A 25,360-nucleotide genomic window follows, 5' to 3' on the forward strand; every position below is an offset into this window, starting at 1 on the left:
GAGCCATGCTATTGATTGTCCTGTCAACCATGAGCGTTTCCGCGCTGGCGGCACCATTGCCGGAGGCGCCGGGCCTGCTGCCAACACCGGTCGTGCGCCCACTGCTTGAACAAGACCCGAGCGTTGCCGCAGCGCGTGCCAGTCTCGAAATGGCGCGACAGGAAGCCGGCATCCTCGACAGTTCGCCGTACGAATGGAACGCCAGGTTGTCGAGCCAGCGCCGCACCTTGCAAAGCGGGCCGCGCTATCAGGAATGGAATGTCGGCATTGAGCGCACGCTACGCCTGCCGGGGAAAGCCACAGCGGACCGCAACATCGGCAAGGCGACAGTCGAAGAGGCTGAAGCCCGCTATGGTGACGCGAAGCATGAGGCCGCGCGCGAGTTGCTGACTTTGTGGCTGGATGGGCTCCACGCCGAACATGCCCACGAATTGGCGGGAGCCAACGTGCAAGCTGCGCAGGAAAACCTGAACGCGGTCGAGAAGCGAGTGCGTGCGGGCGATGCGGCCAGGCTGGATATCAGTTTGGCGCAAGCGGAACTGGCAGAACAGAAACGCATCGCCAATGACGCCAAGACGCAGGTGGCGGTCGCGAACGCGCGCCTGCAGGCACGCTTTCCCGGTCTTGGCCGTCAATTTACGGTAGCACCCACGCCTTTGCCACTGAAGGAAAATGCGGCGTTCTGGCGGGAACGCATTCTCGCCCAGAGCGATGAACTTAAAACCGTACAGGCTCAACTGCAACGCGCCTTGGCCCAGGCCCAGCGCGCGCGCGCCGACAGGGTGCCGGATCCCACGATTGGCGTCTACAACGCATCGGAAGTCGGCGGCCAGGAGCGGATTACCGGAATGATGATCAGCATGCCGATCCCGGGTGGAAAGCGCAGGCTGCACGCTGCCAAAGCGCTGTACGCCGTCGAAGCCGCGCGCCAGGAAGCTGAGTTCAGGAAACGTCAACTGGATGCAGAGATTGCCAGTAATGTGGCGGCCGCAGAAGGTGCCTACGAAAGCCTGAAAATTGCGGAAGCCGGCGCATCCGCCATGCAGGATAATGCCAGGCTGGTGCAGCGGGCCTATTCCCTGGGGGAAGCGGATTTGCAGGCCTTGCTATCGGCCAGGCGGCAAGCGACGATGGCAGCGCAAAACGCACTGGCGGCAAGAATGGCGGCATTGAAAAACTACTACCTGTTGTTCATCGACGCGCATCTGGTATGGGATTTGGAGCATGACGAATAGCTGATCCCAGCTACCCGGCGAGCAGGCTTTTGAGCTGGTAGAGCGCCTCCAGCGCGGCCTTCGGGCTCAGGCTGTCCGGTTCAATCTCCGCCAACTGCGTCAGCACCGGGTGCGGTGCGGTTTCAACTTCGGCTGCGGCGAACAGGTCGGGCTGCAGGTCGTTGCGCGTGGCGCCCTGCTCCAGCGTCACCAGATGCCTGCGCGCGGCCTGGATGACGTTGCCCGGCACGCCTGCCAGCGCGGCCACCTGCAGGCCGTAGCTCTGGCTGGCCGGACCCTCTTTCACGCTATGCAGAAACACGATCCGGTCCTTGTGCTCGACGGCTTCGACGTGCACGTTGGCGATCTGGCGCCATTCCAGCGGCAGCCGGGTGAGCTCGAAATAGTGTGTGGCGAACAGGGTGTAGGCGCGGGTTTTTTCCGCCAGCTGGCGCGCCACCGCCCAGGCCAGCGCAAGGCCGTCAAAGGTGGAGGTGCCGCGTCCGATTTCGTCGAGCAGCACCAGGCTGTTGTCGGTAGCGTTGTGCAGGATATGCGCGGTCTCAGTCATTTCCACCATGAAGGTGGAACGCCCGCCGGCCAGATCGTCCGAACTACCGATGCGGGTAAAAATCTGGTCGATCGGTCCGATGCGCGCAGTCTGCGCCGGCACAAAACTGCCGCAGCAGGCGAGCAGCGCGATCAACGCCGTCTGGCGCATGTAGGTGGATTTTCCGCCCATGTTGGGGCCGGTAATCAGCAGCATCTGGCGTGCGCGCGACAGCAGCGTGTCGTTGGGGATGAAGTCGTCAATGCGCGACTCCACCACCGGGTGGCGTCCGCCGCAAATCTCGACCACCGCTTCATCGGTGAATTGCGGTACACAGTAGCCCAGCGTCTGGGCGCGTTGCGCCAGTGTGCACAGCACGTCCAGGTCGGCCAGCGCGGCAGCCAGGGCTTGCAGTGCAGGCAGGCCGGGCAGCAGCGCCTGCAGCAGCGCTTCGTAGAGCAGTTTTTCCCGTGCCAGCGCGCGCTCGGAGGCCGACAGCGCCTTGTCCTCGAAGGCTTTCAGTTCCGGCGTGATATAGCGTTCGGCGTTTTTCAGCGTCTGGCGGCGGCGGTAATCGTCCGGCACTTTGTCAGCCTGGGCGCGGCTCACCTCGATATAGAAGCCGTGCACCTTGTTGTACTCGACCTTGAGATTGGCGATGCCGCTGCGTTCGCGTTCGCGCGCTTCGAGGGCGATGAGGAACTCGCCGCTGTGGGTTTGCAGACCGCGCAGTTCGTCCAGATCGGCATCGTAGCCGTCAGCAATCACGCCGCCCTCGCGGATGATGCTGGCAGGTTCCGGGCGGATGGCGCGGGCGAGAAGTTCGTGCATCGCGTGTTGCGGCGTACAGGCAGTCGCGGCGGCTGCCAGCAGCGGGCTGTCCCATTGCGCCAATTGAGTACCGATTTCCGGCAGCAAAGCCAGGGTATCGCGCAGGCCGGACAAATCGCGCGGGCGTGCGCTGGCCAGCGCGATGCGGCCGCCGATGCGCTCGATATCCACACAGCCTTGCAGCAGCCGGTGCAGTTGACCGCGGCCGTGCGCATCATCCACCAGGCGGCCGATTGCATCCTGGCGCAGTTGCAATACGCCGCGGTCGCGCAGCGGATGATGCAGCCAGTGGCGCAGCCGGCGCGATCCCATGCTGGTGGCGCAGGTGTCGAGCAGCGACAGCAGGGTGGGGCTGGCCTCGCCGCGCAGGGTTTCGGAGATTTCCAGATTGCGGCGGGTGGCGGCATCCATCAACACAAATTCGCTTTGGCTTTCGACCGTCAAACCGTTGATATGCGGCAACACGCCGCGCTGGGTGGCCTGAGCGTATTGCAGCAGGGCGCCGGCGGCGGTAATGGCCGCGGACATCTGCGCGCAACCGAATGCCTGCAGGTCACGCGTACCGAATTGCCGGGCAAGCAATTCGGCCGCGCGTTCATTGTCAAACTGCCAGGCGGGCAGGGCGCGCAACGCCGGGTAAGCCGACAATGCGGAATGCGAAAACCCTTCCGCCACCAGCAGTTCGGCGGGGCGAATGCGTTCCAGTTCGGCCGCGAGTTGCGCGACGGGGATTTCAGCCACGCGCAGGCTGCCGCTGGATAGGTTCAGCCACGCCAGTCCCAGCGTGTCGCGCTCGGCGTACAGGGATAGCAACAGGCTGTCGCGATGGTCGTCGAGCAGCGCCGCATCGGTCAGCGTGCCTGGGGTGACGATCCGCGCCACGCGACGCTCCACCGGGCCTTTGCTGGCCGCCGGGTCGCCCACCTGTTCGCAGATGGCGACCGACAGCCCGAGTTTCACCAGACGCGCCAGATACTGCTCGGCCGCATGGTACGGCACTCCCGCCATTTTGATCGGCGTACCCGCCGACGCGCCGCGCGTGGTCAGGGTAATCCCCAGCAACTGCGATGCGCGCGCGGCATCCTCATAAAACAGCTCGTAAAAATCCCCCATGCGGTAGAACAGCAGCATATCGGGGTGTTCAGCCTTGATGCGCAGGTATTGCTGCATCATCGGGGTATGGGCGGCGGGTGCATTCATGGCCATATTTTACCGTGCCGGCGGCATGATCCTAATAGTGTTTGCAACTTAATGCCCCGTCGGCTAGTCTGTATCAGTGTGTACTGATAAACGGAGGTGAAACATGCAACCCGAACTGCAAATGAACAGCCAGTCCACGCAACTGGCGCTGGCGCAGAACAAAGTCCTGCGCAATACCTACATGATGCTGAGCCTGACCATGATCCCTACGGTGATCGGCGCGTGGATGGGCCTGAGTCTGAACTTTTCCTTCATGGCGGTGCATCCGGTACTGTCCATGGTCGGCATTCTGGCCGTCATGTTTGGCATGTTCTACGGCATCCAGGCGAATCGCAACAATAGCCTGGGCGTGATGCTGCTGCTGGGCGTGACCTTCCTGTTTGGCTTGATGCTGGGTCCGATACTCCAGGCGGCGCTGCATTTCCGGAACGGCGCGCAGTTGATCGGCCTGGCGGCGGGTGGTACCGGCGTGATTTTCTTCACTCTGGCCGGCATCGCCACGGTGACCAAGAAAGATTTCAGCTTCATGGGCAAGTTCCTGTTCGTGGGACTGGTGATGCTGGTGATCGCCTCGCTGGCGAATGCTTTCTTCCAGGTGCCGGTAGCATCGCTGGCGATTTCCGCCATTGCCATCATGATTTTCTCGGGTTACATCCTGTTTGACGTGAGCCGGATCGTGAATGGCGGCGAAACCAACTATGTGATGGCGACGCTAGCGCTTTACCTGGATATCTACAACATCTTCGTCAACCTGCTGAACCTGCTGATGGCATTTTCCGGCAATCGCGACTGACGCGTCTGGCTTGGCGAAAAGGGCGCACTTCGGTGCGCCTTTTTTTATGGGTATCGGTAAACTGATCTTACCCCCGAAAAACGTAAGCCTTAAGCGATATGCAAAACAGGGGTAAGATCAATTTTCGCAACCAGCATCATCTTCCCAAACGTGGCAGCAAACCTGAAATGGAATTCTCTCAAGAGCAGTTGTCCATATACAAGGCTCTGTTAACCGCCACCAAAAGCCTGGCTCAGGGCAATACCCCCGATGAAGTATTGAGGGCGGCCTGCGATGCGCTGGTGGCATCGTCTGAGCGTATTTGCGTGGCCTGGATGTACCTGGGTAATCCCGGAACTGAAACGATCAGGCCCTCTTACTCGGTAGGAAGGGCTTCCGGATATACCCGGGATTTGGTGCTTGATCTTTCTCCGGAAGCAATGAAAGGCCCTGGCAGGCGTTCCCTGGCAAATAACGAACCTGTTCTGGTACAAGTCAATGCCGATTCGAGCTTCGGTATCTGGCGCGAAAATGCGATTCGGTACGGTTTACAGGAAGGACTGACCTTGCCGATCGGTGATCCGAAGCATCCCTTCAGGGGACTGATCGTGATCTTTGTTGATATGCAGGATTACTTTGAGCAGATCGGAGTGGAGCCTTTCATCGCTTTTGCCCAGCTGGCTACCGTCGCCCTGGATCAAGCCCGTTTGAAAGTCTCCCTGGAGGTAATGGCCTCGATTGATCCTTTGACCGAGCTGCTTAACCGGCGCGCAATCCAGGAGGTGATCAACCGCGAGTATGCGTACGCGAAAAGATACGCAAAGCCTTTCAGCATGATCCTGTTCGATCTGGATCGATTCAAGATGCTCAATGACAATTATGGTCATGATCTCGGCGACAGGATTTTGCTCGGAATCAGTGAAGTCGCAAAGCAGACGCTACGCACGAGTGACTGGTTGAGCAGGTGGGGTGGCGAGGAATTCTTGGCTATCTTGCCTGACACCGATGAGCATGGTGCGCTGATGATTGCTGAACGGCTGCGGGACGCAATCGAGAAATTCTCAATTGAGCTCAATACGCAAAAAATCAGAACGACTGCAAGCATCGGGATTGCCAGTTATCCCCGTGATGGCGATGTGTCTGACTTCCTGTTAAAGGCAGCTGATGCTGCGCTTTATGAAGCCAAGAAATCCGGCCGCAATCGTGTGGTGGCGGCCAGGGACAAGCGAGAGGTTTATTCCATTGCGGCGAAACTCAACACCGCCATAGAAAGCAACCGGCTGGTGCCGGCCTATCAGGTGATCGTGGACCTGAAAACAAGAAGGCAGGTTGCTGAAGAAGCCCTGGCCAGATTAATCGATGAATCCGGGAAAATCATTGTGGCTGCCGACTTCATTTCGGCGGCGATGGAATTGCAGTTGACCCATCTGGTTGATTACCAGATCATCAAACAGACCATGAACCATTGTGCAGCGAATATTGCTGGCGGCGGCCCAAATTTAGCGCATTTCGTTAATATTTCAGCGGATCTTTTGCTACATCAGGACTTGATTCAGGATTTGTTTGCTGAAGCTCAGGCGGCGTGCATAGCGTGCGGGGTGGATATGGGCCCCACCAAGCCTCTGGTGCTGGAAATTACGGAAAGGCAATTGCTCGGCGATGCCCATGCAGTCAAAGCCAAGCTTGCTCCATTCATTGATTATGGAATGCGTCTGGCCATTGATGATTTTGGTAGCGGCTATTCTTCATTCCAGTATCTGGCTGACCTGCCTGTTTCGTTCCTGAAAATTGAAGGAAGTCTGATTCAACAGGTAAAAGACAAGCGCGTCAGGCAGATCGTCAAACGCATTAGTGATATCGCAAAAGATCTGCAGTTGACCACGATAGCCGAATTTGTTGAAGATGCGGATACCGCTGATATTCTCTGTGAGCTGGGGATAGACTGGGCCCAAGGCTATTTCTTTGGGCGCCCTGTTCTGGCTAAACAATAGTCGTACTGCTGTAACCATGTCCACTGTGCCGTGCAGTTTTAAACAGCACGGGTTCAAATTCTAAGTGGAATTCTAATTAATGCGCTGGGAGGGGAGATGCGGCCATCGCCGCCCGATAGAAGCATGCACCCGGCAGCCCTCACGCCTTGTTTCTACACCGAGGGCGATGGAATCCAGTGTCGATTAATCTGATATTTGCGCATTGTGTTCCGGATGCATTTTTTCAGTCAGCGTTCGAACACCGCGATGGATTCCACGTGGGCGGTATGCGGGAACATGTTGGCGATGCCCGCTGCACGCAGACGGTAGCCTTTGTCATGCACCAGCACGGTGGCGTCACGGGCGAGCGTGGACGGGTTGCAGGAGACATAGACGATACGTCGGGGCGCGTCGTCACCCAGCGATTCGACCAGTTTGAACGCGCCGTCACGCGGCGGATCGATCAGCATTTTGTCGAAGTGGCCGAGTGCGGCCAGTTGCTCCGCACTGATCTCGAACAAATTTTCCACCCTGAATTCGGTGTTGTGAATACCATTGCGTTCGGCGTTCTGGCGTGCGCGTGCGACCAGTTCCTTGCTGCCCTCGATGCCCACCACCTGTTTTGCATGACGCGCGATGGGCAGCGTGAAGTTTCCCAAGCCGCAGAACATGTCGACAATGCGTTCAGTGGGCTGCGGGTCAAGCAGCTGCATGGCGCGACGCATCAGGACCGGATTCACCGCGGTATTGACCTGGGTGAACTCGCTGGGGCGAAATGGCATCACCAGATTGAACTCGGGCAACGTATAGGCCAGCTCCGGCGCGTCCAGCGGATAAAACGGCACGATGGTGTCGGGTCCCTTGGATTGCAGCCACCACTGGATGCGGTGAGTATCGGCGAAACTGCGTAACAGGATTTCGTCGGCTTCAGCAAGCGGCACCATGTGGCGAATCACCAGTACGTCCACCGCATCAGTAGCAGCGAGTTCGAGTTGCGGGAGCTGGTCGCGAATTGACAACTGCATGATCATTTCGCGCAGATGCGGAATAAGCGCCGAAATGCGTGGCGGCAGCACGTCGCAACTGGTCATTTCGGCGACAAAACTGCTCTTTCTTTCGTGAAAGCCGACTAATACACCACCCTTCTTTTCCACCAGCCGTACTGATAGCCGCGCCCGGCTGCGATAACCCCAGGCCGGGCCGTGAATGGGCGAGAGCATGGTTTCCGGTCTGACCTTGCCGATATGCGCCAGATTGTCTTCGAGCACGCGCTGCTTGGCGGCGATCTGGGCAGACGGTTCCATGTGCTGCAGGCTGCAGCCGCCGCATACGCCGAAGTGCTTGCAGCGCGGTTTCACGCGCGCCGGGCTCTCGCGCAGGATGCGGACGGCCTGCGCCATCTCGAACGTGTCTTTTTTGCGGTACACCGAGTAGGTCACGGTCTCGCCGGTGAGCGCGCCGTCCACGAAAATCGCCTTGCCGTCGCGGTGCGCGACGCCGCGCCCTTCATGGTTGAGGGATTCGATATCAAGGGTGGGTGGGGTGGGGTTCATCTGGATGTGGAGTGCTAACAGGAATGGTAGGGAAAAATGATTATTTGCCGGATTGCGCCGCCGGTTTTTGATGGACACGTACCAGCACGATGCGCGGGCCGTTCATTTTCTTGACAACTACATCGAAATGCTCGAATTCAATCCTGTCGCCTTCCTTGGGGAGATCGCCGAGTTTCCACATGATCAGGCCGCCAATCGAATCCACTTCATTGTTGTCGAGATCAATCCCGAGCGCGCGTTCCAGGGTGAATATCGGCAGGCTGCCTTTGCCGATCAGGGTGCCGTCATCGAGTTTGGTCCAGTCGTTCTGGCTATGGCGGAATTCATCGCGAATCTCGCCGACCAGCGCGCTCAGCATATTATCGAGGGTGATAAAGCCAAGCGGCGGACTGCCTTTATGGCCGATGACTGCGAAGTGGGGGGCCCCTTGGCGAAAACGGCGAAATAGTTCCATCGCCGACAAGTCTGGGGAGACCTGCAGAACCGGGCGGATAAATTTTTCCAGATCGTCGATATCGCCTTCCTTGAGCTCGGCCAGGAACATGTCCTTCAGATGAATGACGCCTTTGACCTCGTCATTCCGGTCCAGATAGGGGTAACGGCTGAAACGATGACGGGTGATGAGTTCGAGATTTTCCGCCAGTGTATGGTTGGCCGATAAGGCAACAACTTCATTGAACGGACGCATCAGCTCGGTGACTTCCAGATCGCTGAAATCGAGAGTGTGGGCGAGTACGTTCCATTCGTCGCGCGTGAGATGCTCACTGGCGCGGCTGCTTTTCAGGATCAGCTTGAGTTCATCGGCCGAATAATGGGCGTCGTGACCATGCGCACGGTCCAGCCCGGTCAAACTGAGTACCCAGTTGGCGCTGGTGTTGAGTACCCAGATCGGCGGGTACATCAGCCAGTAAAAACCGTAAAGCGGTACCGCAGTCCATAGCGCCACTTTCTCGGTCCGGCGGATCGCCAATGATTTAGGCACCAACTCACCGACCACGATATGGAGAAAGGAGATGGTGAAGAATGCGAAGAAAAAAGCAATGCCGTGAATCAGCCTGGGGGATACGACTCCGCTCCAGGCCAGTAATGGCTTCAGCAGTTCGGCAAAAGCCGGTTCGCCGATCCAGCCCAACCCCAGCGAAGCCAGGGTAATGCCAAGCTGGCAGGCAGACAGGTACGCGTCGAGCTTGGCATGAACCTTGGCGAGCATGCGCCCGCGCAGCCCATATACCTTGGCGATGGCCTTTACACGGGTTTGGCGCAGTTTGACCATGCCGAATTCGGCAGCCACGAAAAAACCGTTTAACGCCACCAGCAGCAGCGCGACGATGATCAAAAAAAGGTTACTGCCCATAGCGGGAATGAAAATCGTCCCCGTCCTTTCCTGTTGTGGCGTGGGTTTTGCCGCAAGACTGCGTGCCTGAACTCATCCCGCTGGTATTGGGGATGCTTTCAATATCGGAAACATGAATTGGGAACATGGCAACGCGCCGTGAATCGGGAGACAGCATTTTACCCGATTACACGGCGCATCCGGACTGCGCCGGTGGATGTTTGTGTTACAAGGCAGCTTCTTCTGCACTAATCAATGCGTTGATGAGTGCGATATTGACGTCGATGTAGGACACCATGCACTGGGCAGAGCCATTCTCGATGCGGGTTTCGTTGTTTGCTTCACACGCCAGGGCGAGTTCCAGAAACCCGGCATAGATGCCTACGCCATTCACCAGGGCTTGCTGGATTGAACTGCCCAGGTTGAGGTGGGCAATGGCGTCCTGTATCGGCATGTCGAGCATTTCCCCCAGTACCGAAAACAAGCCAGTCAGGTAGAGTTCGTCGCCATTGACCGGTTGCAGGCTTTTGCCGGCCAGTGCCTGCATGAAACTGGCACGGGTTAAGGCGCGCTTCAATACGGTCGGGCTGACGGCAACGGGTTTGCCACTGCTATGCAACAGCAGGGTGAGCCAGCGATACAGTGCTGCATGGCCCATGCGCAGCAATATCTGGCCAATCGAAGTGACTTCGTGAACGACGCCACATCCCGCGCTGCTGGCGTAACGCAACAGACGGTAGCTGAGTACAGCGTCCATTTTCAGCAGGGATTCCACTTCAGCCATGTCCGAGTGCGCCATGACCCGGTCAATGAGTTCGAGCAGGCGCAAACGGTTCACCGCCATGCCCATCGCGGGTTTGCCACCGGTCTGGGTGACGTAGGTGCCCTGAAACAGGTCAAACCCGAGTTGGCGCGAGACTTCCAGCATTTCTGCACTGCATATGCCAGTCGCAATTAATTGGTGTGTCCCCATGGCGCGCAGGGTGCGCTGCAGGTTATCCAGGTGAATGGCGTCGTGGCGGCTTACGTCTATGCGCACCGTTTTAGCCACAGCAACCAGCGGCAGGAAGGCTTCGTCGCCGTTTATGTCGTCCAGCACGATGCGGTAGCCGCATTCGGTGAGGCGTTTGATTCTGGGTAACAGTGTCGAGACGTCGCCAATGCCTGCATGGACTGCGAACACGACATTTTGGGGTGGCAGGTATTCGATGTCGGCTGACATCAGGGTATCGGCCGTAACACTGGCAAACAGGATGTTCTTTCTCAGTGCGCCTTCTTCAACCAGCGAATACAGCCCGGCAATCAGGGTTTCGTCCTCGGCATTGCGCAATCTCGGCATGGAAAGCTGGCCTTGGCTGTAAGCCAGTTTGACGCGCAACGTCAGTTCAGCGGCATGGATTTGACCATCACGGTCATATATTGTCTGCTGCGACAGCAGGCGCTCGCGGATTTCATCCTGACGCGAAGGCAGTCCTTCTGTTTCCACGGCCAGAACATGCGTCGCTATCCCGTGCCAATCACCGGCAACGGTGTTGACGATACGGGCCTTGTCGCAGGAATTTTGAATGACGTCGTTTTGCATGATGATCTCCGGCACTGGTTTACGCCTTAAGATAAGCAGCAACCATGCCACCCGCGGATGCCGGATTACGGGCAGGGTACAAACGCCTGCAAGCTAGGATTGACGCCATGGTTAGGCTAAACTGAAAACATGAAATCACATCAACTGGATGCTGCGACCCGTTGGCATTTCGTCAACGCTGTCGAACAACTCGTCGAGGCAGCTTTTATCCGGGTTCACGCGGCGGCAAGTGAGGCACTGCGCGAACGCGGCGCATTCCATCTGGTACTGGCTGGCGGCATCACCCCACGGGCGCTTTATGCGCGGATGAATGGGATGGATACAGACTGGCGCGGCTGGCATGTGTGGTTTGGCGATGAGCGCTGCCTGGCCGCCGATCACCCTGAGCGCAACAGCCGCATGGCGCAGGATGCCTGGCTGGCAAGCAGCGCGATTCCGGCCGCGCAGATTCACCCGATACCTGCCGAACTGGGTGCGCCTGCCGCTGCCAATGCCTACGTGAACAGCTTGCGCGATGTGGGGGAATTCGATCTGGTACTGCTGGGGCTGGGCGAGGATGGCCACACTGCGAGCCTGTTTCCCGGGCACGATTGGGGCACCTGCCCGGATAGCCCGGATGTGCTGGCGGTGCGGGATGCGCCCAAGCCACCGCCGGAACGCGTCAGCCTCAGCGCGCGCCGCCTGGGCCGTGCGCGCGCGGTGCTGTTTCTGGTTAGCGGAGCTGGCAAATGCGATGCGGTCGCGGCCTGGCGCCGGGGCGAGCCGATTCCGGCGGCGGCGATCCGCCCGGTAGCGGGCGTGGATGTGCTGGTGGAGCGTATCTGCATACAGCCTGCGAATAAGGAGGATGCATGAATCCGTTGAAGCCCATGATATTGACTCTGGCACTTGCGACCGGTACCGTCCAGGCCGCGCCTGCCGACGAAAAACTCACCACCCAAAGCGACCAGACTGAGGTGGCGGTGACCATTTACAACAATGACCTGGCGCTGGTTAAGGATCAGCGCAAAGTCAATCTTGGCGCGGACCTCAACAAGCTGGCCTGGCGCGACGTGGCGGCGCGCATGCAGCCGGAAACCGCATTGCTGCGCAACCTCTCCGATGCAAAAGGCTTTCACCTGCTGGAACAGAATTTCGACTTCGACTTGCTCACCCCGCAAACCCTGCTGGAAAAATACGTGGGCAAGCAGGTCACCGTGATCAGCACCAACCCGGCGACTGGGGCGGAAACGCGCGAAGCGGCAACCGTGCTGGCCACCAACGGCGGCACGGTGCTCAAGTTCGGCGACCGTATCGAGACCGGCGTGCCGGGGCGGCTGGCGTTCGCCGGGGTGCCGGATAACCTGCGTGACCGGCCTACTCTGGTGATGAGTGTGGTGAATCCACGCGCGGGCTTGCAGAATCTGGAGCTGTCCTACCTGACCAGCGGCCTGTCGTGGCGCGCCGATTATGTAGCGGAGCTGTCCGGCCTGGATGACAAAATGGACTTGAACGGCTGGGTCACACTCACCAACCAGAGCGGCGCGAGTTACCACAATGCCAGGCTGCAACTGGTCGCAGGGGATGTCAATCGAGTGCAAACAGCCATGCAGGCCACTGTGCTGCGCGGGAAGATGCAAGCCCAGGTAGCCGAAGCGGCGCCGCTGGCGCAGGAAAACCTGTTCGAATACCACCTCTACACACTCAACCGCCCAACCACTCTGGCCGAACAGCAAACCAAACAGGTCGCGCTGCTCTCCGCCATCGGCATCCCGGTGCGCAAATCGCTGGAGTTGCGCGGCGCAGCGTATTACTACCAGGGCAGTTTTGGCGACCTCGGACAAAAGCTCAAGGTCGGGGTATTCGTGGAATTCGACAACAAGGGCGCTGGCCTGGGTGTGCCGCTGCCCAAAGGCGTGATGCGCCTGTACAAGAAAGACAGCGCGGGCAACGCCCAGTTCATCGGCGAAGACAGCATCGACCATACCCCGAAAAACGAGCGCGTGCGCCTGAAACTGGGCGAGGCCTTTGATGTGACAGCCGACAGAAAGCAGACCGATTTCCAGAAAATTGGCGTGAGCGGGCGTTATAACAACGTATTTGAATCGGCCTACCAGATCACCCTTAAAAATGCCAAAAACCAGCCGGTGACTGTCAAGGTATTCGAGCCCATGCCGGGCGACTGGCAAGTATTGTCGGAGTCTCTGCCGCATACCAAAGAAGCGGCCGGAACGGCATTGTGGCAAGTGCCGGTGGCGGCTGAGGGCAAGACCGTGCTGACCTATCGGGTACGGGTGAAGTATTGAGGGGCAAGTCACCTCATGCCTGGCAATTCGCCTGAGCAGTAAAGTGCAAGGCGCCCAAATGCGTACCCTGTCTTCAGATAACAGGAGAACAGCATGAAAAAGATCGTCGGAATTGCCGGCAGCCTGCGCGCCGGGTCGTTCAATGCAGCGCTGTTGCGTGCTGCAGCAGGTCTGATGCCGGGCGGTTCCAGTCTGGAAATCGCGACCATCAAGGGTATCCCGCTCTACGATGGCGACGTCGAAGCGAGCGAAGGTATCCCTCCAGCAGTAGCGGCGCTGAAAGACCAGATTGCTGCTGGGGATGGATTGCTGTTGGTTACCCCGGAGTACAACAACGCGATGCCGGGTGTGTTCAAGAATGCGATTGACTGGCTATCGAGGCCTCCAGCTGACATTTCTCGGGTCTTCGGCAATCGGCCAGTAGCGGTCATTGGTGCATCACCCGGCGGATTCGGGACGATCCTGGCACAGAATGCCTGGCTACCTGGACTACGGACATTGGGCATGCAGCCCTGGTTCGGCGGGCGTCTGCTCGTCTCCAGAGCGGGGAATGTGTTCAACGACGCGGGCGAGATGGCGGACGAAAAAATGCAGGCGCAATTGCAGCAATTCCTGCATGGTTTCGTGGATTTTGTGAATTAGGCAATGCTACGTGCATTGTGCAGGAAACGACGATGGGTACAGGCCGGTTAGAAGCATTCAGCGATGGGGTGCTAGCCATCATCATTACCATTATGGTGCTGGAGATGAAGGTGCCGCACGATGCGAGTCTGGCTGCATTGTGGTCATTGTGGCCGGTATTCCTGAGCTACATCCTGAGTTTTGTGTACTTGGGCATTTACTGGAACAATCACCACCACCTGTTGCACACAACACAGCGGGTGAGCGGCGCCATTCTGTGGGCTAACTTGCACCTGTTGTTCTGGCTATCGCTGGTTCCATTCGTGACCGGCTGGATGGGCGAGAACCATTTTGCCTCTGCGCCAACGGCTTTTTACGGCATCGTACTTTTGATGGCAGCCATTGCTTATTGGATATTGCAGCAGGCGATCATGGCTGAACAAGGCCGCGACTCGCTGCTGGCGGTGGCGATCGGGAACGACCTCAAGGGCAAGCTCTCTCCGTTGCTCTACGCGATCGCAATCCCTTCCGCATTTTTTAATCAATGGATCGCCGGAGCGGTGTACGTGGTGGTCGCGCTGATGTGGCTCATCCCCGACCGCCGTATTGAGCGGGTCATTGCCGAACATGGGAATGGGCCTGACCATAAATAAGAATATCAATCAAATGGGCCTGCAACACGTTGCGTAAACACGATGAAGACCAGCTCACGCATTGTGTTAAGCGCCAATGCCTCCTTTCGAGTTAGCCGGTTGCAAGCTGTAGATTGAAGACTGCTTTAGCAAAACGATATGGCGCAATAGTTAGAAATCGCGCCATATAAATCAATTTATGTGACACGAAAGCAATTGTGCGCCAAATAAAATGGCGCAATACTATGTTCCGCGTCGCAATAAAGAACGAATAACATGCCCAAAGTTGTATCACCTCAAGCATTGGATCGGTTAGCAGAACTGATCGCCAACCACCCCGACGGTATTGGCGTGGAAGCGCTTTCGCAGGCGCTTGATATTCCCCGCCGCACGTTGCAACGCCGTCTGTCCACACTTGCCGGGCAAAAACGAATCTTTACCGAAGGCGAAGGGCGCGCGACCAAATACCGGCTTGCGCCAATCCTCAATGCAACCGTTGCAGTGCAAGGTGTAACTGCTGTGGAGTCGGTCGGACAAGTTAATGCTGAGGTCTATGTCCACACCTCTCCCGAAGGTGAAGAGATCAAAGCCTACATCCGCCACCCGCGCCAGCAGCGCCAGCCGGTGAGCTACAAGATCGAGTTTCTGGAGCAATACCACCCCAACAAGACTACCTATCTGCCGACGCCGTTACGCGTCCAATTGCATGCCCTGGGCCGATCCTCTGCCGAACAAGCTCCTGCGGGCACTTTTGCGCGCGATATTCTGCACCGCCTGCTGATCGATCTGTCGTGGGCCTCGTCAAAACTGGAAGGCAACACTTATAGCCGTCTCGACACCGAGCGCCTGATCGAATTCGGCCAAGCCGCCGAAGGCAAGGATGCGCTGGAAACCCAGATGATTCTGAACCACAAGGCCGCCATCGAATACCTGGTGCAGGGCACCGAACACGCAGGTGTCAATCCAGAAACCATCATCGCCTTGCACGCCTTTCTTTCCGACGGCCTGATGCCCGATCCGCTGACCTGCGGCCGCATCCGCAACCGTCCGGTGGATATCGGCGGCAGCGTCTATCTGCCGATTGCCATGCCGCAACGCCTGGAAGAACTGTTCGGCATTGTGATGAGCATGGCTGCGGAAATCCAGGATCCTTTCGAGCAGTCATTCTTCCTGATGGTGCATTTGCCATACTTGCAACCCTTCGAGGACGTGAATAAGCGCGTCTCGCGTCTGGCCGCCAACATTCCGCTCATCCAGTACAATCTGTGTCCGCTGTCATTCATCGACGTGCCACAGCAAGCCTATGTGGATGCGGTGCTGGGCGTGTATGAACTCAATCGCATTGAATTGTTGCGCGATGTTTTCGTCTGGGCATATGAGCGCTCCTGCCAGCAATACGTCGCCGTGCAACAGCAACTGGTTCCGCCGGACACCTTCCGCCTGCGCTACCGAAATGAACTGGCCGAGGCTGTGCGCGCCATCGTTCGCGGTGGCCACCCAGCCAGCGAAACAGCGATACGCGCCAGCATGCCCGCGACGGTGTTGCTGGAAGATCAGCCACGCTTTGTCGCGCTGACACTGGAGGAATTCAAGACACTGCACGCGGGCAATGTCATCCGCTTTGGCTTGCGCCCGCTGGAGTTTGTCGCATGGAAAGAACAAGGAGAGCGTTCTTGAGCGGCAACGAACTATAATCGAATTGGCACAGGTCCGGCGCTGCTGTCGGAAATGTGGGTGACGGCGTGAGCGCTGCCGTGCAGCGATGCGCTGGGTACGCAATTAATCAGCGGTACAAAATCCCGGATACCAGATACAGCGGATGGACAAAGGCGTTTATGCCTTAATCAGCCAGCAGTATCAGCGCAGCTTCGGCAGTGACTGGATCGATATCAACCTGCATGACACAGTACTCATTGTTTTCATCGATGGGCGTGGGGTCGTCTGCGCAGCTGCAACCGGCAATGATGCTGGTATAAAAAATGCCGACCTTGGCGCGTATATGGTCTTCTTTTTCAGCAGCGCCGATGACGATGACGTTGAGCTTGTTGTCCAGTGCATAGCTGCCAATGGACAAGCCTTGTTGCAAGGGAAGCTGACTGGCATCGAGCTTTTCGATATCGGTTTTGAGGACGTGGTTGAAGTCGGGCGTCCCCCATGCGCGTAATGAATCCGCAAATTTTGGCATCAGTTCACTCCTTGAGCGAGTCCTGCAGGCAGATGCTGCGCGGCGCGTTTTTGGCTGCGCAGATCCCACCAGTTGCGTAGCGCAACCAGCAAACCCAGGCCAAAGAAGGCACCCGGCGGCAGTATGGCCAGCAAAAAGCCTTTGTAGTCCGGCACAACGTGAATGACGAAGGCCTGCGCCGCGGGGCCGAAAGCCAGGTCCAGACCGGAGAACAGGGTGCCTTTGCCCACCACTTCACGCAGTGCGCCAAGCAGCGTGATGACCATGGTGAGGCCGAGGCCCATCATCATGCCGTCGAGCATGGAGGGCAGCACCGGGTTTTTGGCAGCGAAGCTGTCGGTGCGTGCCAGCACGATGCAATTGGTTACAATCAGCGGTACAAAAATGCCCAGCACCAGATACAGCGGATGGACAAAGGCGTTCATCGACATGTCGATCACCGTCACCAGCGCAGCAATCACCAGGATGAATACCGGGATGCGGATTTCGTGCGATACCAAGTTGCGGATGGCGGAGATTGCGCCATTGCTGAAGGTCATCACCATGGTGGTGGCGAGCCCCAGGCCGACGGCATTGACGACCGAATTGCTGATGCCCAATAGCGGACACAGCCCCAGCAGTTGCACGACGCCGGGATTCTGTTTCCACAGACCGTTGACGATAATGTCGCGATATTGGCTCATGGTTTGGCTCCAGGGGTAGGTTCAGGGTGCGGCGCAGGGGCATACAGTTCGTCGCGATGCGCGGCTTCGTATTCGAGGGCATGGTGTACGGCTTTGACTACCGCCCGCGGCGTAATGGTGGCGCCAGCCATGTAGTCGAATTGGCCGCCGTCTTTTTTGACCTTCCAGCCGCCGCTGGCCGGGTTATCCAGCGCCTTGCCGTCAAAAATGCGTATCCAGGCACTCTTGGCGATATCGATGTAATCGCCCAGCCCCGGCGTTTCCTTGTGGCTCACCACGCGCACACCTGTAATCCGTCCGTTTGCGCCGATCCCTACCAGCATGTTGATAGCGCCGCTGTAGCCGTCCGGCGCGATAACCTCGAGCACCAGCGCCACCGGGGCGCCGGCCTTGCGCGCGCGCCAGACATGGCTGGGAAGGGTGGTGCCCAATAGCTGGTGCGGCGGCAGCAGCAAGGCATCATTCAGAGGGTTGTTGTCATAGCTGCCGGGGACGAGTGTTTGACTGATGAGCTTCAGCCGTGCCGCGTCTTCGTTGCGGGTAACGACCTCGCGGGTAATGTCGTAGGTAAAAGCCAGCACAGCTGTAGCGACGATGGCGAAGCCCAGCAGGACGAGCGCGGCTCGTGCCGCGGAACGCAAAGTGGGCGTCATTCCGCGGGCTCTTTGTGCTTGTGACCGTACACTTTGGGCTGGGTGTAGGCGTCAATCAGCGGCACCATGATATTCATCAGCAACACGGCGAAGGCGACGCCGTCCGGATAGCCGCCCAGAGTGCGTATCAGATAAGTGAGACTGCCAATGCCTGCGCCGAAAATCAGTTTGCCACGCGGCGTGGTGGCGCCCGTTACCGGATCGGTGGCAATGAAGAATGCGCCCAGCATGACGCCGCCGGTAGCGAGGTGAAACCATGGCGAGATATAGCGATCCGGGTCGGAGATGTGGAACAATCCGCCGGTAATCCACAGGCCGGCGATAAAGGCCGCCGGGATATGCCAGGTGATGATGCGCGCCAGCCACAGGTACAGTCCGCCCAGCAGGAACATCAGCACCACCGCCTCGCCGCCAGTGCCCCCCACATTGCCGAAAATGGGCAAACGCGTGATTTCACGCACCGTGTGTTCCAGTTGCAACTGGGTGCGCAGCGTATCCAGCGGCGTGGCGGAACTGATCGCGTCGAGTTTCAAACCGTCCGGCAATATCCCGGTGAAGATGTATTGCGCGGAATCAAGGAGGCTCAGATGCGCACCCGCCAGCGACAGCGGCGCCGACCACTGCGTCATCTGCACCGGGAACGAAATAATCAGCACTGCATAACCCACCATCGCCGGGTTGAACAGGTTGTTGCCCAGTCCGCCGTACAAGTGTTTGGCCACCACGATGGCGAAAAATGTTCCCACTACAATCAGCCACCACGGGGCGATCGGCGGCAGCGAAAGCGCCAGCAGCCACGCGGTGACCAGCGCACTGCCATCCATCAGGAACGGCTTGGCCGGCCAGCCGCGCAAACGTACTGCGATGGTTTCCAGCACCAGCGCGGTGACGCTGGCGAGGGTCAGCGTCACCAGGATGGCCGGACCGAATAGCCAGACGTAAACCGCGATGCCCGGTACCAGCGCCGCCAGCACCTTGAGCATGATGATGGAGACGCTGGATTGTTCCGCGATGTAGGGGGAAGAGAGCATGGGTTATTGATCTGCCTGGATGGGAAGTTGAGCGTGCACGGGGTTCATTTTTCTACCGCATCCTTTGCCATGGCGCGGATTTTGGCGCGGCGCGCTTCGATTTCGGCGATCTCCTGCAATTTTTCCGGCGGCAGGTTTTCAACATTGCGCGGGGTGGCGCCTTCTTTCTTTTCCTTGGCGCGTGCTAGCGCGGCCTGGATCGCGGCTTTTTTGGCGGCATTGGCGGCATCATCCGGGCTTTCAGGGGATGTTTCTGCGAGTTTGGCACTCGCTTTCAGGGCGAGTTTTGCGGCGCGCTCCTGCTGTTCGCGCTCGATACGCAACTGGCGAAATTCATGGCGCTCGCGCGCCAGGTCGGCGGCCTTCTTGTCCTTTTCCTTGGCCCATATCTCGCTCTTGGCGTAGCGGTAATACTGCACCAGCGGAATGTGGCTGGGGCAGACATAACTGCAACAGCCGCATTCGATACAGTCGAACAGATGGTATTCCTGGGTCTTGCCGAAATTTTTTGCACGCGCAAACCAGTACAGTTCCTGCGGTTGCAGATCCGCCGGGCAGGCTTGCGCGCAACGGGTACAGCGTATGCATGGCATGGCTGGCGGCGGAGGCGGGAACAGCGCCTGGGATTTGACCAGGATGCAGTTGGTAGCCTTGACCACCGGCACATCGGTGCTGATCAGATCGAAGCCCATCATCGGGCCGCCCATCACGTAGCCGCTGGTGTCGTCGCGGGTTGCGCCGGTCAGTCGCACCAGTTCGGCGAGCGGGGTGCCGATCAGCACTTCGAAATTCTGCGGGCGGTGCACATTGCCGGTGACGGTGACAATGCGCGAAATCAGCGGCTCGCCGTGGTTGACCGCACGGTGCAGGGCATACGCGGTGCCGACGTTGAAAGTGGCGACGCCGACATCGGTGGAGCGTCCGCCCGACGGGACTTCCTTGCCGGTCAAGGTCTTGATGAGCTGCTTGGCGCCGCCGCCGGGGTAGAGGGTAGGCACGGTCACCACTTCCACAGGAAAATCGCACTGGCTGGCTGCCGCCTGCATTGCGGCGATGGCTTCCGGTTTGTTGTCCTCGATGCCGACCAGCACTTCGTCGCTGTGCAGCATGTAACGCATCACGGCGGCACCCGCGAGGATTTCGGCGGCGCGCTCGCGCATCAGCATATCGTCGCAGGTGATCCACGGCTCGCATTCGCCGCCATTGAGAATGAGGGTGGGCACTTTCTGGGTGGCGCCGGGGTTGAGCTTGATAAAGCTGGGAAATACTGCGCCGCCCAGCCCGGCGATGCCGAGATCGCGCAATTGATTGCGCAGATGGCTGGGATCCATGTTGCGGTAATCCAGCGCGCTGTGCTCGATCCAGCGATCCGCCCCATCGGGCGCGATGGTGATGCACAGATCGGTCAGTCCGGACGGGTGCGCCACGGCATGGCCGGCAATGGCGGTCACCGTGCCCGAAGTCGGCGCGTGCACGGCCACCGAGACATAGCCCTCGGCCTGGCCGATCATCTGGCCTTTTAAAACCTGTTCGCCCACCGTCACAATGGGTTTGGCCGGTTGGCCAATATGCTGGCGCAACGACACGATCAAGGTCCTGGGCAATGGCGCCATGCCGATCTGGCGGCTGGTGGATGCGTGCTTGTGTTCCTCGGGGTGCACACCGCCATTGAATTCGTAGAGTTGGCGGGTCATCAGGCGACTTTCAGTTTGACCACGGGGTATTTCCATTTCCAGGTGGCGACGTCTTCTGCGATGGGGGCCATGCTGATGCAATCCACCGGGCAGGGTGCGATGCACAATTCACACCCGGTACATTCCTGGGCGATGATGGTATGCATCTGCTTGGCTGCGCCGAGGATGGCATCGACCGGACAGGCCTGGATGCATAAAGTGCAGCCGATGCAGGTGGTTTCGTCGATGACTGCCACGGATTTGGGTTTGGGTTCACCGTGTTCGGCATTGAGCGGCTTGAATTCCACACCCAGCAGTTCGGCCAGTTTATGGATGCCGTCTTCGCCGCCGGGCGGGCACTGGTTGATGTCAGCATCGCCATTGGCGATGGCCGTCGCATAGGGTTTGCATCCGGGAAATCCGCATTGCCCGCACTGGGTCTGCGGCAGGATGGCGTCGATTTGCTCGACGATGGGGTCTTCCTGCACCTTGAAGCGCACCGCTGCAAACCCCAGCGCCGCGCCGAGAAACACGGCCAGGCCGGACATCACCAGAATCGCTGCCAGCACCTTATTTCACCAGACCGGCAAAGCCCATGAACGCGAGGCTCATCAGCCCGGCGGTAATCATCGCAATGCTGGTGCCGCGGAACACAGCGGGGACGTCAGCGCCTTCCAGCCGCTCACGCAACCCGGCGAACAGCACCAGCACCATGGAGAACCCGACCGCGCCGCCAAAGCCGAAAAACAGCGACTGGATGAAATTGTGCTGCGCCTGAACGTTGAGCAGCGGGATCCCCAGTACCGCGCAGTTGGTGGTGATCAGCGGCAGATAAATGCCCAGCACGCGAAACAGTACCGGGCTGGTCTTGCGCACGAACATCTCGGTGAAGCCGACAATGCCCGCAATCACCACGATGAACGACAATGTGCGCAGATAGGTCAGATCGGTGCCCAGCAGGTACTGGTTGATCAGGTAGCTGGAGCCGGATGCCAGGGTGAGCACGAAGGTGGTGGCGGCACCCATGCCGATGGCGGTTTCCAGGCTCTTGGAGACGCCCATGAACGGGCACAGGCCAAGAATTTTCGCCATGATGATGTTGTTGACGAAAACCGTGCCGATCAAAATCAGGATGTAGCTCTGGATGTCCATGATTCATTCAAATGCAATAAGTCAGCCATTATCCTTCCCATGGCTGCTGTATTCAAGGGTGCGCAAGTTTTAAGCAAGGGGAGGCAAACCGCATCCGGCCGGATCGGCGCCAGGCAGCATACCTATTTTTCCTGACTGAAGCCTGACAGCGCTTACAGGGTGTGAGCCGCCACGTAAGGGTGACCGGTATCTTCCGCCACGGCCGGATGCGTGACCGCGCCCAGGTAGACATTCAAGCCGTCGAGAAATCCTTGGTCTGCAAGCAATGCCGCCATGCCCTGATTCGCCAGACGCAGCGCATAGGGCAGCACCACGCTGGCCAGCGCCTGGGTAGCGGTGCGCGCGCAGGCGGCCGGCATGTTGGTGACGCAGTAATGCACTACCCCTTCTTCCACGTAAGTGGGATGGGAATGGCTGGTGGGGCGCGAGGTTTCCGCGCAGCCACCTTGGTCGATGGCGACGTCCACCAGCACCGAGCCCGGGCGCATGCCAGCCAGCATTTTCCGGGTAATCAACTTGGGGGCTTTTCGGCCGGGCAACAACACGGCGCCGATGACCAGGTCTGCCCCGGTCACCAGTTCAGACAGCGCGGCAGTGTCGGAATAACGCGTCTTGAGCCGCCCCTGGTAGAGGTCGTCGAAATGGCGCAGTTTGTCCATGCTGCGGTCCAGCACGGTGACCTCCGCCCCCATGCCGGCAGCGACCCGTGCGGCGTTGGCCCCTACCATGCCGGCACCGACGATAGTGACCTTGCCGGGCGCTACTCCGGCCACGCCGGGCAGCAAGGTGCCGTTGCCGCCGCTTGCCATGGTCAATGCCTGCGCGCCCGCCTGTACCGCAATGCGCCCCGCCACCGCGGACATCGGGGCAAGCAGCGGCGTGCCGCTGGCGTCGGTAACGGTTTCGAAGCCGATGCCGATGATTTTCCTGTCCAGCAGTTGTGCGGTCAGTTCGGGCGCGGCGGCCAGGTGCAGATAGCTGAATAGCATCTGCCCTGTGCGGAGCAGGGAGATTTCCGCGCTTTGCGGCTCTTTGACCTTGACGATGAGCTCCGCCTCGTACACGGCTGCCGCGTTGTCCACGATCTGTGCGCCGGCGGCGCGGTAGGCGTCATCGGAAAAGCCGATGCGCGCAGCGGCGCCGGTTTGCACGCGGACCTGGTGTCCTGCAGCCAGCAGCGCGGCGACGCTGTCCGGGGTAAGGGCGACGCGATACTCGTGATCCTTGGTTTCCTTGGGAATGCCGATCAGCATGGGGGTGTCCTCGCAGCTAGGGTAGGGTGAACAGAGGTTCTTGACGGGCAGCCGGTACCTGTACCGTAAAGGACAGTGTATCCAGCGTGGTGCCTTGATCATCAATAAGGCTGATCTGGTGTATTCCGGGCTCGGGCGTATAAAGCAGGCTGCCGTCTGTCTGGAGCCATTCCACCGGCACAGCTTCGCCGTCCACCAGCCAGTTCCAGCGCTGATGCATGGGGCGGCTATAAAAGCGTACTTTCTGCCATGCGGCAGGTATATCCGTATTCAGGGTCAGCGTGGCGGGGCCGATAATCTGCGCCAGGCTTCTATCCCCGGCCAGCGTCACCACGCTTTGCTCGGTGCCGGCCAGGAACAATTCACGACGTGGCGGTTCCAGCGGCGGTTCGAAGCGCACTGTTTGAACGACGATGCCGCCCGGCAGCTTTGGCGTTCGGCTGGGCTGGACGGCATTCAGTTTGTTGATTAACGCCTGCCATACCCGTGCGGCGCCGTTCACGTCGGAGACATTGCGCATGGATCTGCCCGAGACATTGCCCACCCATACGCCGACAGTGTATTGATCCGAAAATCCTACGCTCCAGTTGTTGCGCCTATCCTGGCTGAGGCCGGTTTTCACGGCAGCAAAGCCGGACGTCGTCACGGCGCCGTCCAGGCCGGTCTTCATCCAGCGCGCATTGCTGTCTGCGAGGATGTCAGTGACGATGGCTGCAACGGGCGCCGGCATGATCTGGGTCGCACCCGCTACTCCGCCAACGCGAAAGCCCAGCGGCTTGAGTACACCGCCATTGGCCAGCATCCGATAAGCATTGGTCAGAGCGGTCAGTGTGACGGCCGTTGCGCCGGGGGCGTAACTGTTGCGTTGTGGCGGGTTAAGGCCCGGAGAAAATAGCCCAAGCCCCCGCAGGCGATCATAAAAAGCCGGCGGGGTGACCAAGGCCAGCGTACGTACCGCCGGAGCGGGCAACGACGAAGCCAGCGCAGTACGCAAGGTGACCAAGTTGTCGCTTGCCGTGCTGTCGTTCTGCAATAGCGCCTGATCCGGCGATGGTTCCAGCGCCAGCGGCGAATTATCCAGGAATGACGCCGCAGTCAGCAGGCGTTGCTCGATGGCGAGGCCGTATAAGAATGGCTGGAGCGTGGCGCCGGCCGGTCGCGGCATGGCCGCATAATCCGGGATTTGCGCGCCGGGCGCGTCGACGCCTGAATCCGCATAGGCAAGAACTTCGCCGGTCTGGTTGTTGAGGACAATCACAGCCCCCGCGTCGACACGGTTGCCTCGAAGTGCTGCCAGCGTGCTTTGCAGGGATTGAATTGCAAAGCGCTGCAGACCTGCATCCAGGCTGACCTGTATCCGTTCGCCGGGAGTATGCAGAAACATGCGCGCGACGTTGGGGGCCAGCTGCTCGCCAAAATCGATATGGGGTGGCATCGCCAGGCTTTTGTATGCCAGTGCGGTGACCGTTGCACACGACGGACGCGGTATGCTGAGCTGCCGTGCCACGCCGCAGGCGCGTTCCGCCACGATCCCGGCTTTAACGTTCGGCCCGCGCAACAGGGCCGCGAGTATGCTGGACTCTGCCTTGTTCAGTTTGGAGGGTTCCTGGCCGAACAGGCCCTGGGCAGCGGCATTGATGCCCGACAGATTGCCGCGAAACGTCACTGTGTTGAGATAGGCATCGAGTATCTGCGCCTTGCTCCAGGTTTTTTCCATACTGCGCGCGGCCTTGATTTGATCCCATTTCTGCGTGTACGTACGCCCGCCGGCGTGGCGATACAGTGCCGGATCAAGCATGCCCACCAGTTGCATGGTGAGTGTGGAAGCGCCGCGATGGGTGTCGTACACCAGGTTTTCCCAGGCAGCGCCGATGAAGGCGCGCCAGTCCACGCCTGAATGCTGATAAAAACGCTTGTCCTCCGACACGATCAGTGCATGCCGCATCGCCGGAGACAGCTCGCGCAACGGCATCCATGGCAGGCGGCGTACTTTGGGGTCGATGTTCAGCGTATCGAGCGGCGCGCCATTGCGATCGACCAGCCATGCTTCGGATGGGCGATGCGCGGCTTCGACTTCCCGGAAGGTGGGGAGGGTATCGGAAAACGCACTGCCCACGCCGCTCCAGGCAAGTAATAGCCAGAGAAAAAGATGTGCAAACGCTTTGCCGCTCATGAGCATGTCCCTGC

At 59.2% G+C, this 25,360-nt stretch carries 21 protein-coding genes; 8 read left to right on the plus strand and 13 right to left on the minus strand.

Going from position 1 to position 25,360, the window contains the following annotated elements; genetic code table 11:
* Window positions 1–5: 5 nt before the first annotated feature.
* Window positions 6–1,235, plus strand: a complete 1,230-nt coding sequence (locus tag ACFDAU_RS05940; protein WP_413439080.1) for a TolC family protein — start codon at window positions 6–8, stop codon at window positions 1,233–1,235.
* A 10-nt stretch (window positions 1,236–1,245) separates the two neighbouring features.
* Here the strand turns inward: ACFDAU_RS05940 and mutS are convergent, their stop codons facing one another.
* A complete protein-coding gene (mutS, locus tag ACFDAU_RS05945; protein ID WP_413439081.1) occupies window positions 1,246–3,795 on the minus strand; it encodes a DNA mismatch repair protein MutS in 2,550 nt (849 codons plus the stop codon).
* 103 nt (window positions 3,796–3,898) lie between these two features.
* On the opposite strand from mutS, the gene ACFDAU_RS05950 reads away from it, so the two are divergent.
* Both ACFDAU_RS05950 and ACFDAU_RS05955 read left to right on the plus strand, forming a co-directional pair.
* Window positions 3,899–4,588, plus strand: coding sequence for a Bax inhibitor-1/YccA family protein (locus ACFDAU_RS05950; RefSeq protein ID WP_413439082.1), 690 nt, complete (start codon window positions 3,899–3,901; stop codon window positions 4,586–4,588).
* Between the two features lie 167 nt (window positions 4,589–4,755).
* Complete coding sequence (locus tag ACFDAU_RS05955; protein ID WP_413439083.1) at window positions 4,756–6,558, plus strand: putative bifunctional diguanylate cyclase/phosphodiesterase; 1,803 nt, start codon at window positions 4,756–4,758, stop codon at window positions 6,556–6,558.
* Window positions 6,559–6,785: 227 nt separating this feature from the next.
* On the opposite strand, the gene rlmD is transcribed toward ACFDAU_RS05955, so the two are convergent.
* The 3 genes from rlmD to ACFDAU_RS05970 all read right to left on the minus strand — a co-directional run bounded on the left by rlmD (window position 6,786) and on the right by ACFDAU_RS05970 (window position 11,005).
* The gene (gene rlmD / locus ACFDAU_RS05960; protein WP_413439084.1) at window positions 6,786–8,090 is read right to left on the minus strand and encodes a 23S rRNA (uracil(1939)-C(5))-methyltransferase RlmD; all 1,305 of its coding nucleotides are present in this window, start codon (window positions 8,088–8,090) and stop codon (window positions 6,786–6,788) included.
* Window positions 8,091–8,130: 40 nt separating this feature from the next.
* A complete protein-coding gene (locus tag ACFDAU_RS05965; RefSeq protein WP_413439085.1) occupies window positions 8,131–9,444 on the minus strand; it encodes a hemolysin family protein in 1,314 nt (437 codons plus the stop codon).
* 205 nt (window positions 9,445–9,649) lie between these two features.
* Window positions 9,650–11,005 carry an EAL and HDOD domain-containing protein gene (locus ACFDAU_RS05970; RefSeq protein ID WP_413439086.1) on the minus strand — a complete coding sequence of 452 codons (1,356 nt, stop codon included), beginning with the start codon at window positions 11,003–11,005 and terminating at the stop codon, window positions 9,650–9,652.
* 129 nt (window positions 11,006–11,134) lie between these two features.
* On the opposite strand from ACFDAU_RS05970, the gene pgl reads away from it, so the two are divergent.
* From pgl to ACFDAU_RS05995, 5 genes are all read left to right on the plus strand, one after another.
* Entirely contained in the window at window positions 11,135–11,860 is a 726-nt protein-coding gene (gene pgl / locus ACFDAU_RS05975) for a 6-phosphogluconolactonase (RefSeq protein ID WP_413439087.1), read from the plus strand.
* A complete protein-coding gene (locus ACFDAU_RS05980; protein WP_413439088.1) occupies window positions 11,857–13,290 on the plus strand; it encodes a DUF4139 domain-containing protein in 1,434 nt (477 codons plus the stop codon). The genes pgl and ACFDAU_RS05980 overlap by 4 nt, the downstream gene beginning before the upstream one ends.
* A 93-nt stretch (window positions 13,291–13,383) precedes the next feature.
* Window positions 13,384–13,932, plus strand: a complete 549-nt coding sequence (locus ACFDAU_RS05985) for an NADPH-dependent FMN reductase (protein WP_413439089.1) — start codon at window positions 13,384–13,386, stop codon at window positions 13,930–13,932.
* 32 nt (window positions 13,933–13,964) lie between these two features.
* On the plus strand, window positions 13,965–14,564 hold the full coding sequence (locus ACFDAU_RS05990) for a TMEM175 family protein (protein WP_413439090.1): 600 nt from the start codon (window positions 13,965–13,967) through the stop codon (window positions 14,562–14,564).
* 255 nt (window positions 14,565–14,819) lie between these two features.
* Window positions 14,820–16,220, plus strand: coding sequence for a Fic family protein (locus ACFDAU_RS05995; RefSeq protein ID WP_413439091.1), 1,401 nt, complete (start codon window positions 14,820–14,822; stop codon window positions 16,218–16,220).
* 163 nt (window positions 16,221–16,383) lie between these two features.
* Here ACFDAU_RS05995 and ACFDAU_RS06000 read toward each other — a convergent pair whose 3' ends face one another.
* The 9 genes from ACFDAU_RS06000 to ACFDAU_RS06040 form a co-directional block, all read right to left on the minus strand.
* Window positions 16,384–16,728 carry a hypothetical protein gene (locus tag ACFDAU_RS06000; protein WP_413439092.1) on the minus strand — a complete coding sequence of 115 codons (345 nt, stop codon included), beginning with the start codon at window positions 16,726–16,728 and terminating at the stop codon, window positions 16,384–16,386.
* Complete coding sequence (locus ACFDAU_RS06005; RefSeq protein ID WP_413439093.1) at window positions 16,728–17,411, minus strand: electron transport complex subunit E; 684 nt, start codon at window positions 17,409–17,411, stop codon at window positions 16,728–16,730. The genes ACFDAU_RS06000 and ACFDAU_RS06005 overlap by 1 nt, the downstream gene beginning before the upstream one ends.
* Complete coding sequence (rsxG, locus tag ACFDAU_RS06010; RefSeq protein ID WP_413439094.1) at window positions 17,408–18,064, minus strand: electron transport complex subunit RsxG; 657 nt, start codon at window positions 18,062–18,064, stop codon at window positions 17,408–17,410. The genes ACFDAU_RS06005 and rsxG overlap by 4 nt, the downstream gene beginning before the upstream one ends.
* Window positions 18,061–19,095, minus strand: a complete 1,035-nt coding sequence (gene rsxD / locus ACFDAU_RS06015) for an electron transport complex subunit RsxD (RefSeq protein ID WP_413439095.1) — start codon at window positions 19,093–19,095, stop codon at window positions 18,061–18,063. The genes rsxG and rsxD overlap by 4 nt, the downstream gene beginning before the upstream one ends.
* A gap of 44 nt (window positions 19,096–19,139) precedes the next feature.
* Window positions 19,140–20,789 (minus strand): electron transport complex subunit RsxC, encoded by a 1,650-nt coding sequence (gene rsxC / locus ACFDAU_RS06020; protein WP_413439096.1) that lies wholly within the window; start codon window positions 20,787–20,789, stop codon window positions 19,140–19,142.
* A complete protein-coding gene (rsxB, locus tag ACFDAU_RS06025) occupies window positions 20,789–21,337 on the minus strand; it encodes an electron transport complex subunit RsxB (RefSeq protein ID WP_413439097.1) in 549 nt (182 codons plus the stop codon). Before rsxB ends, rsxC begins: the two co-directional genes overlap by 1 nt.
* 1 nt (window position 21,338) lies before the next feature.
* On the minus strand, window positions 21,339–21,914 hold the full coding sequence (gene rsxA, locus ACFDAU_RS06030; protein WP_124703561.1) for an electron transport complex subunit RsxA: 576 nt from the start codon (window positions 21,912–21,914) through the stop codon (window positions 21,339–21,341).
* A gap of 158 nt (window positions 21,915–22,072) precedes the next feature.
* Complete coding sequence (gene ald / locus ACFDAU_RS06035; protein ID WP_413439098.1) at window positions 22,073–23,173, minus strand: alanine dehydrogenase; 1,101 nt, start codon at window positions 23,171–23,173, stop codon at window positions 22,073–22,075.
* A gap of 16 nt (window positions 23,174–23,189) precedes the next feature.
* Complete coding sequence (locus ACFDAU_RS06040; RefSeq protein ID WP_413439099.1) at window positions 23,190–25,346, minus strand: transglycosylase domain-containing protein; 2,157 nt, start codon at window positions 25,344–25,346, stop codon at window positions 23,190–23,192.
* Between the last annotated feature and the right edge of the window lie 14 nt (window positions 25,347–25,360).

The sequence above is a fragment of the Sulfuriferula sp. GW1 genome, assembly GCF_047300855.1.
Taxonomy (GTDB): Bacteria; Pseudomonadota; Gammaproteobacteria; order Burkholderiales; family Sulfuriferulaceae; genus Sulfuriferula.

What these genes read in the sequence shown, in the direction of transcription:
- ACFDAU_RS05940 (WP_413439080.1), top strand. Translation starts at nt 6, where the DNA reads ATGCTATTGATTGTCCTGTCAACCATGAGCGTTTCCGCGCTGGCGGCA.
- mutS (WP_413439081.1), bottom strand. Translation starts at nt 3,795, where the DNA reads ATGAATGCACCCGCCGCCCATACCCCGATGATGCAGCAATACCTGCGC.
- ACFDAU_RS05950 (WP_413439082.1), top strand. Translation starts at nt 3,899, where the DNA reads ATGCAACCCGAACTGCAAATGAACAGCCAGTCCACGCAACTGGCGCTG.
- ACFDAU_RS05955 (WP_413439083.1), top strand. Translation starts at nt 4,756, where the DNA reads ATGGAATTCTCTCAAGAGCAGTTGTCCATATACAAGGCTCTGTTAACC.
- rlmD (WP_413439084.1), bottom strand. Translation starts at nt 8,090, where the DNA reads ATGAACCCCACCCCACCCACCCTTGATATCGAATCCCTCAACCATGAA.
- ACFDAU_RS05965 (WP_413439085.1), bottom strand. Translation starts at nt 9,444, where the DNA reads ATGGGCAGTAACCTTTTTTTGATCATCGTCGCGCTGCTGCTGGTGGCG.
- ACFDAU_RS05970 (WP_413439086.1), bottom strand. Translation starts at nt 11,005, where the DNA reads ATGCAAAACGACGTCATTCAAAATTCCTGCGACAAGGCCCGTATCGTC.
- pgl (WP_413439087.1), top strand. Translation starts at nt 11,135, where the DNA reads ATGAAATCACATCAACTGGATGCTGCGACCCGTTGGCATTTCGTCAAC.
- ACFDAU_RS05980 (WP_413439088.1), top strand. Translation starts at nt 11,857, where the DNA reads ATGAATCCGTTGAAGCCCATGATATTGACTCTGGCACTTGCGACCGGT.
- ACFDAU_RS05985 (WP_413439089.1), top strand. Translation starts at nt 13,384, where the DNA reads ATGAAAAAGATCGTCGGAATTGCCGGCAGCCTGCGCGCCGGGTCGTTC.
- ACFDAU_RS05990 (WP_413439090.1), top strand. Translation starts at nt 13,965, where the DNA reads ATGGGTACAGGCCGGTTAGAAGCATTCAGCGATGGGGTGCTAGCCATC.
- ACFDAU_RS05995 (WP_413439091.1), top strand. Translation starts at nt 14,820, where the DNA reads ATGCCCAAAGTTGTATCACCTCAAGCATTGGATCGGTTAGCAGAACTG.
- ACFDAU_RS06000 (WP_413439092.1), bottom strand. Translation starts at nt 16,728, where the DNA reads ATGCCAAAATTTGCGGATTCATTACGCGCATGGGGGACGCCCGACTTC.
- ACFDAU_RS06005 (WP_413439093.1), bottom strand. Translation starts at nt 17,411, where the DNA reads ATGAGCCAATATCGCGACATTATCGTCAACGGTCTGTGGAAACAGAAT.
- rsxG (WP_413439094.1), bottom strand. Translation starts at nt 18,064, where the DNA reads ATGACGCCCACTTTGCGTTCCGCGGCACGAGCCGCGCTCGTCCTGCTG.
- rsxD (WP_413439095.1), bottom strand. Translation starts at nt 19,095, where the DNA reads ATGCTCTCTTCCCCCTACATCGCGGAACAATCCAGCGTCTCCATCATC.
- rsxC (WP_413439096.1), bottom strand. Translation starts at nt 20,789, where the DNA reads ATGACCCGCCAACTCTACGAATTCAATGGCGGTGTGCACCCCGAGGAA.
- ald (WP_413439098.1), bottom strand. Translation starts at nt 23,173, where the DNA reads ATGCTGATCGGCATTCCCAAGGAAACCAAGGATCACGAGTATCGCGTC.
- ACFDAU_RS06040 (WP_413439099.1), bottom strand. Translation starts at nt 25,346, where the DNA reads ATGAGCGGCAAAGCGTTTGCACATCTTTTTCTCTGGCTATTACTTGCC.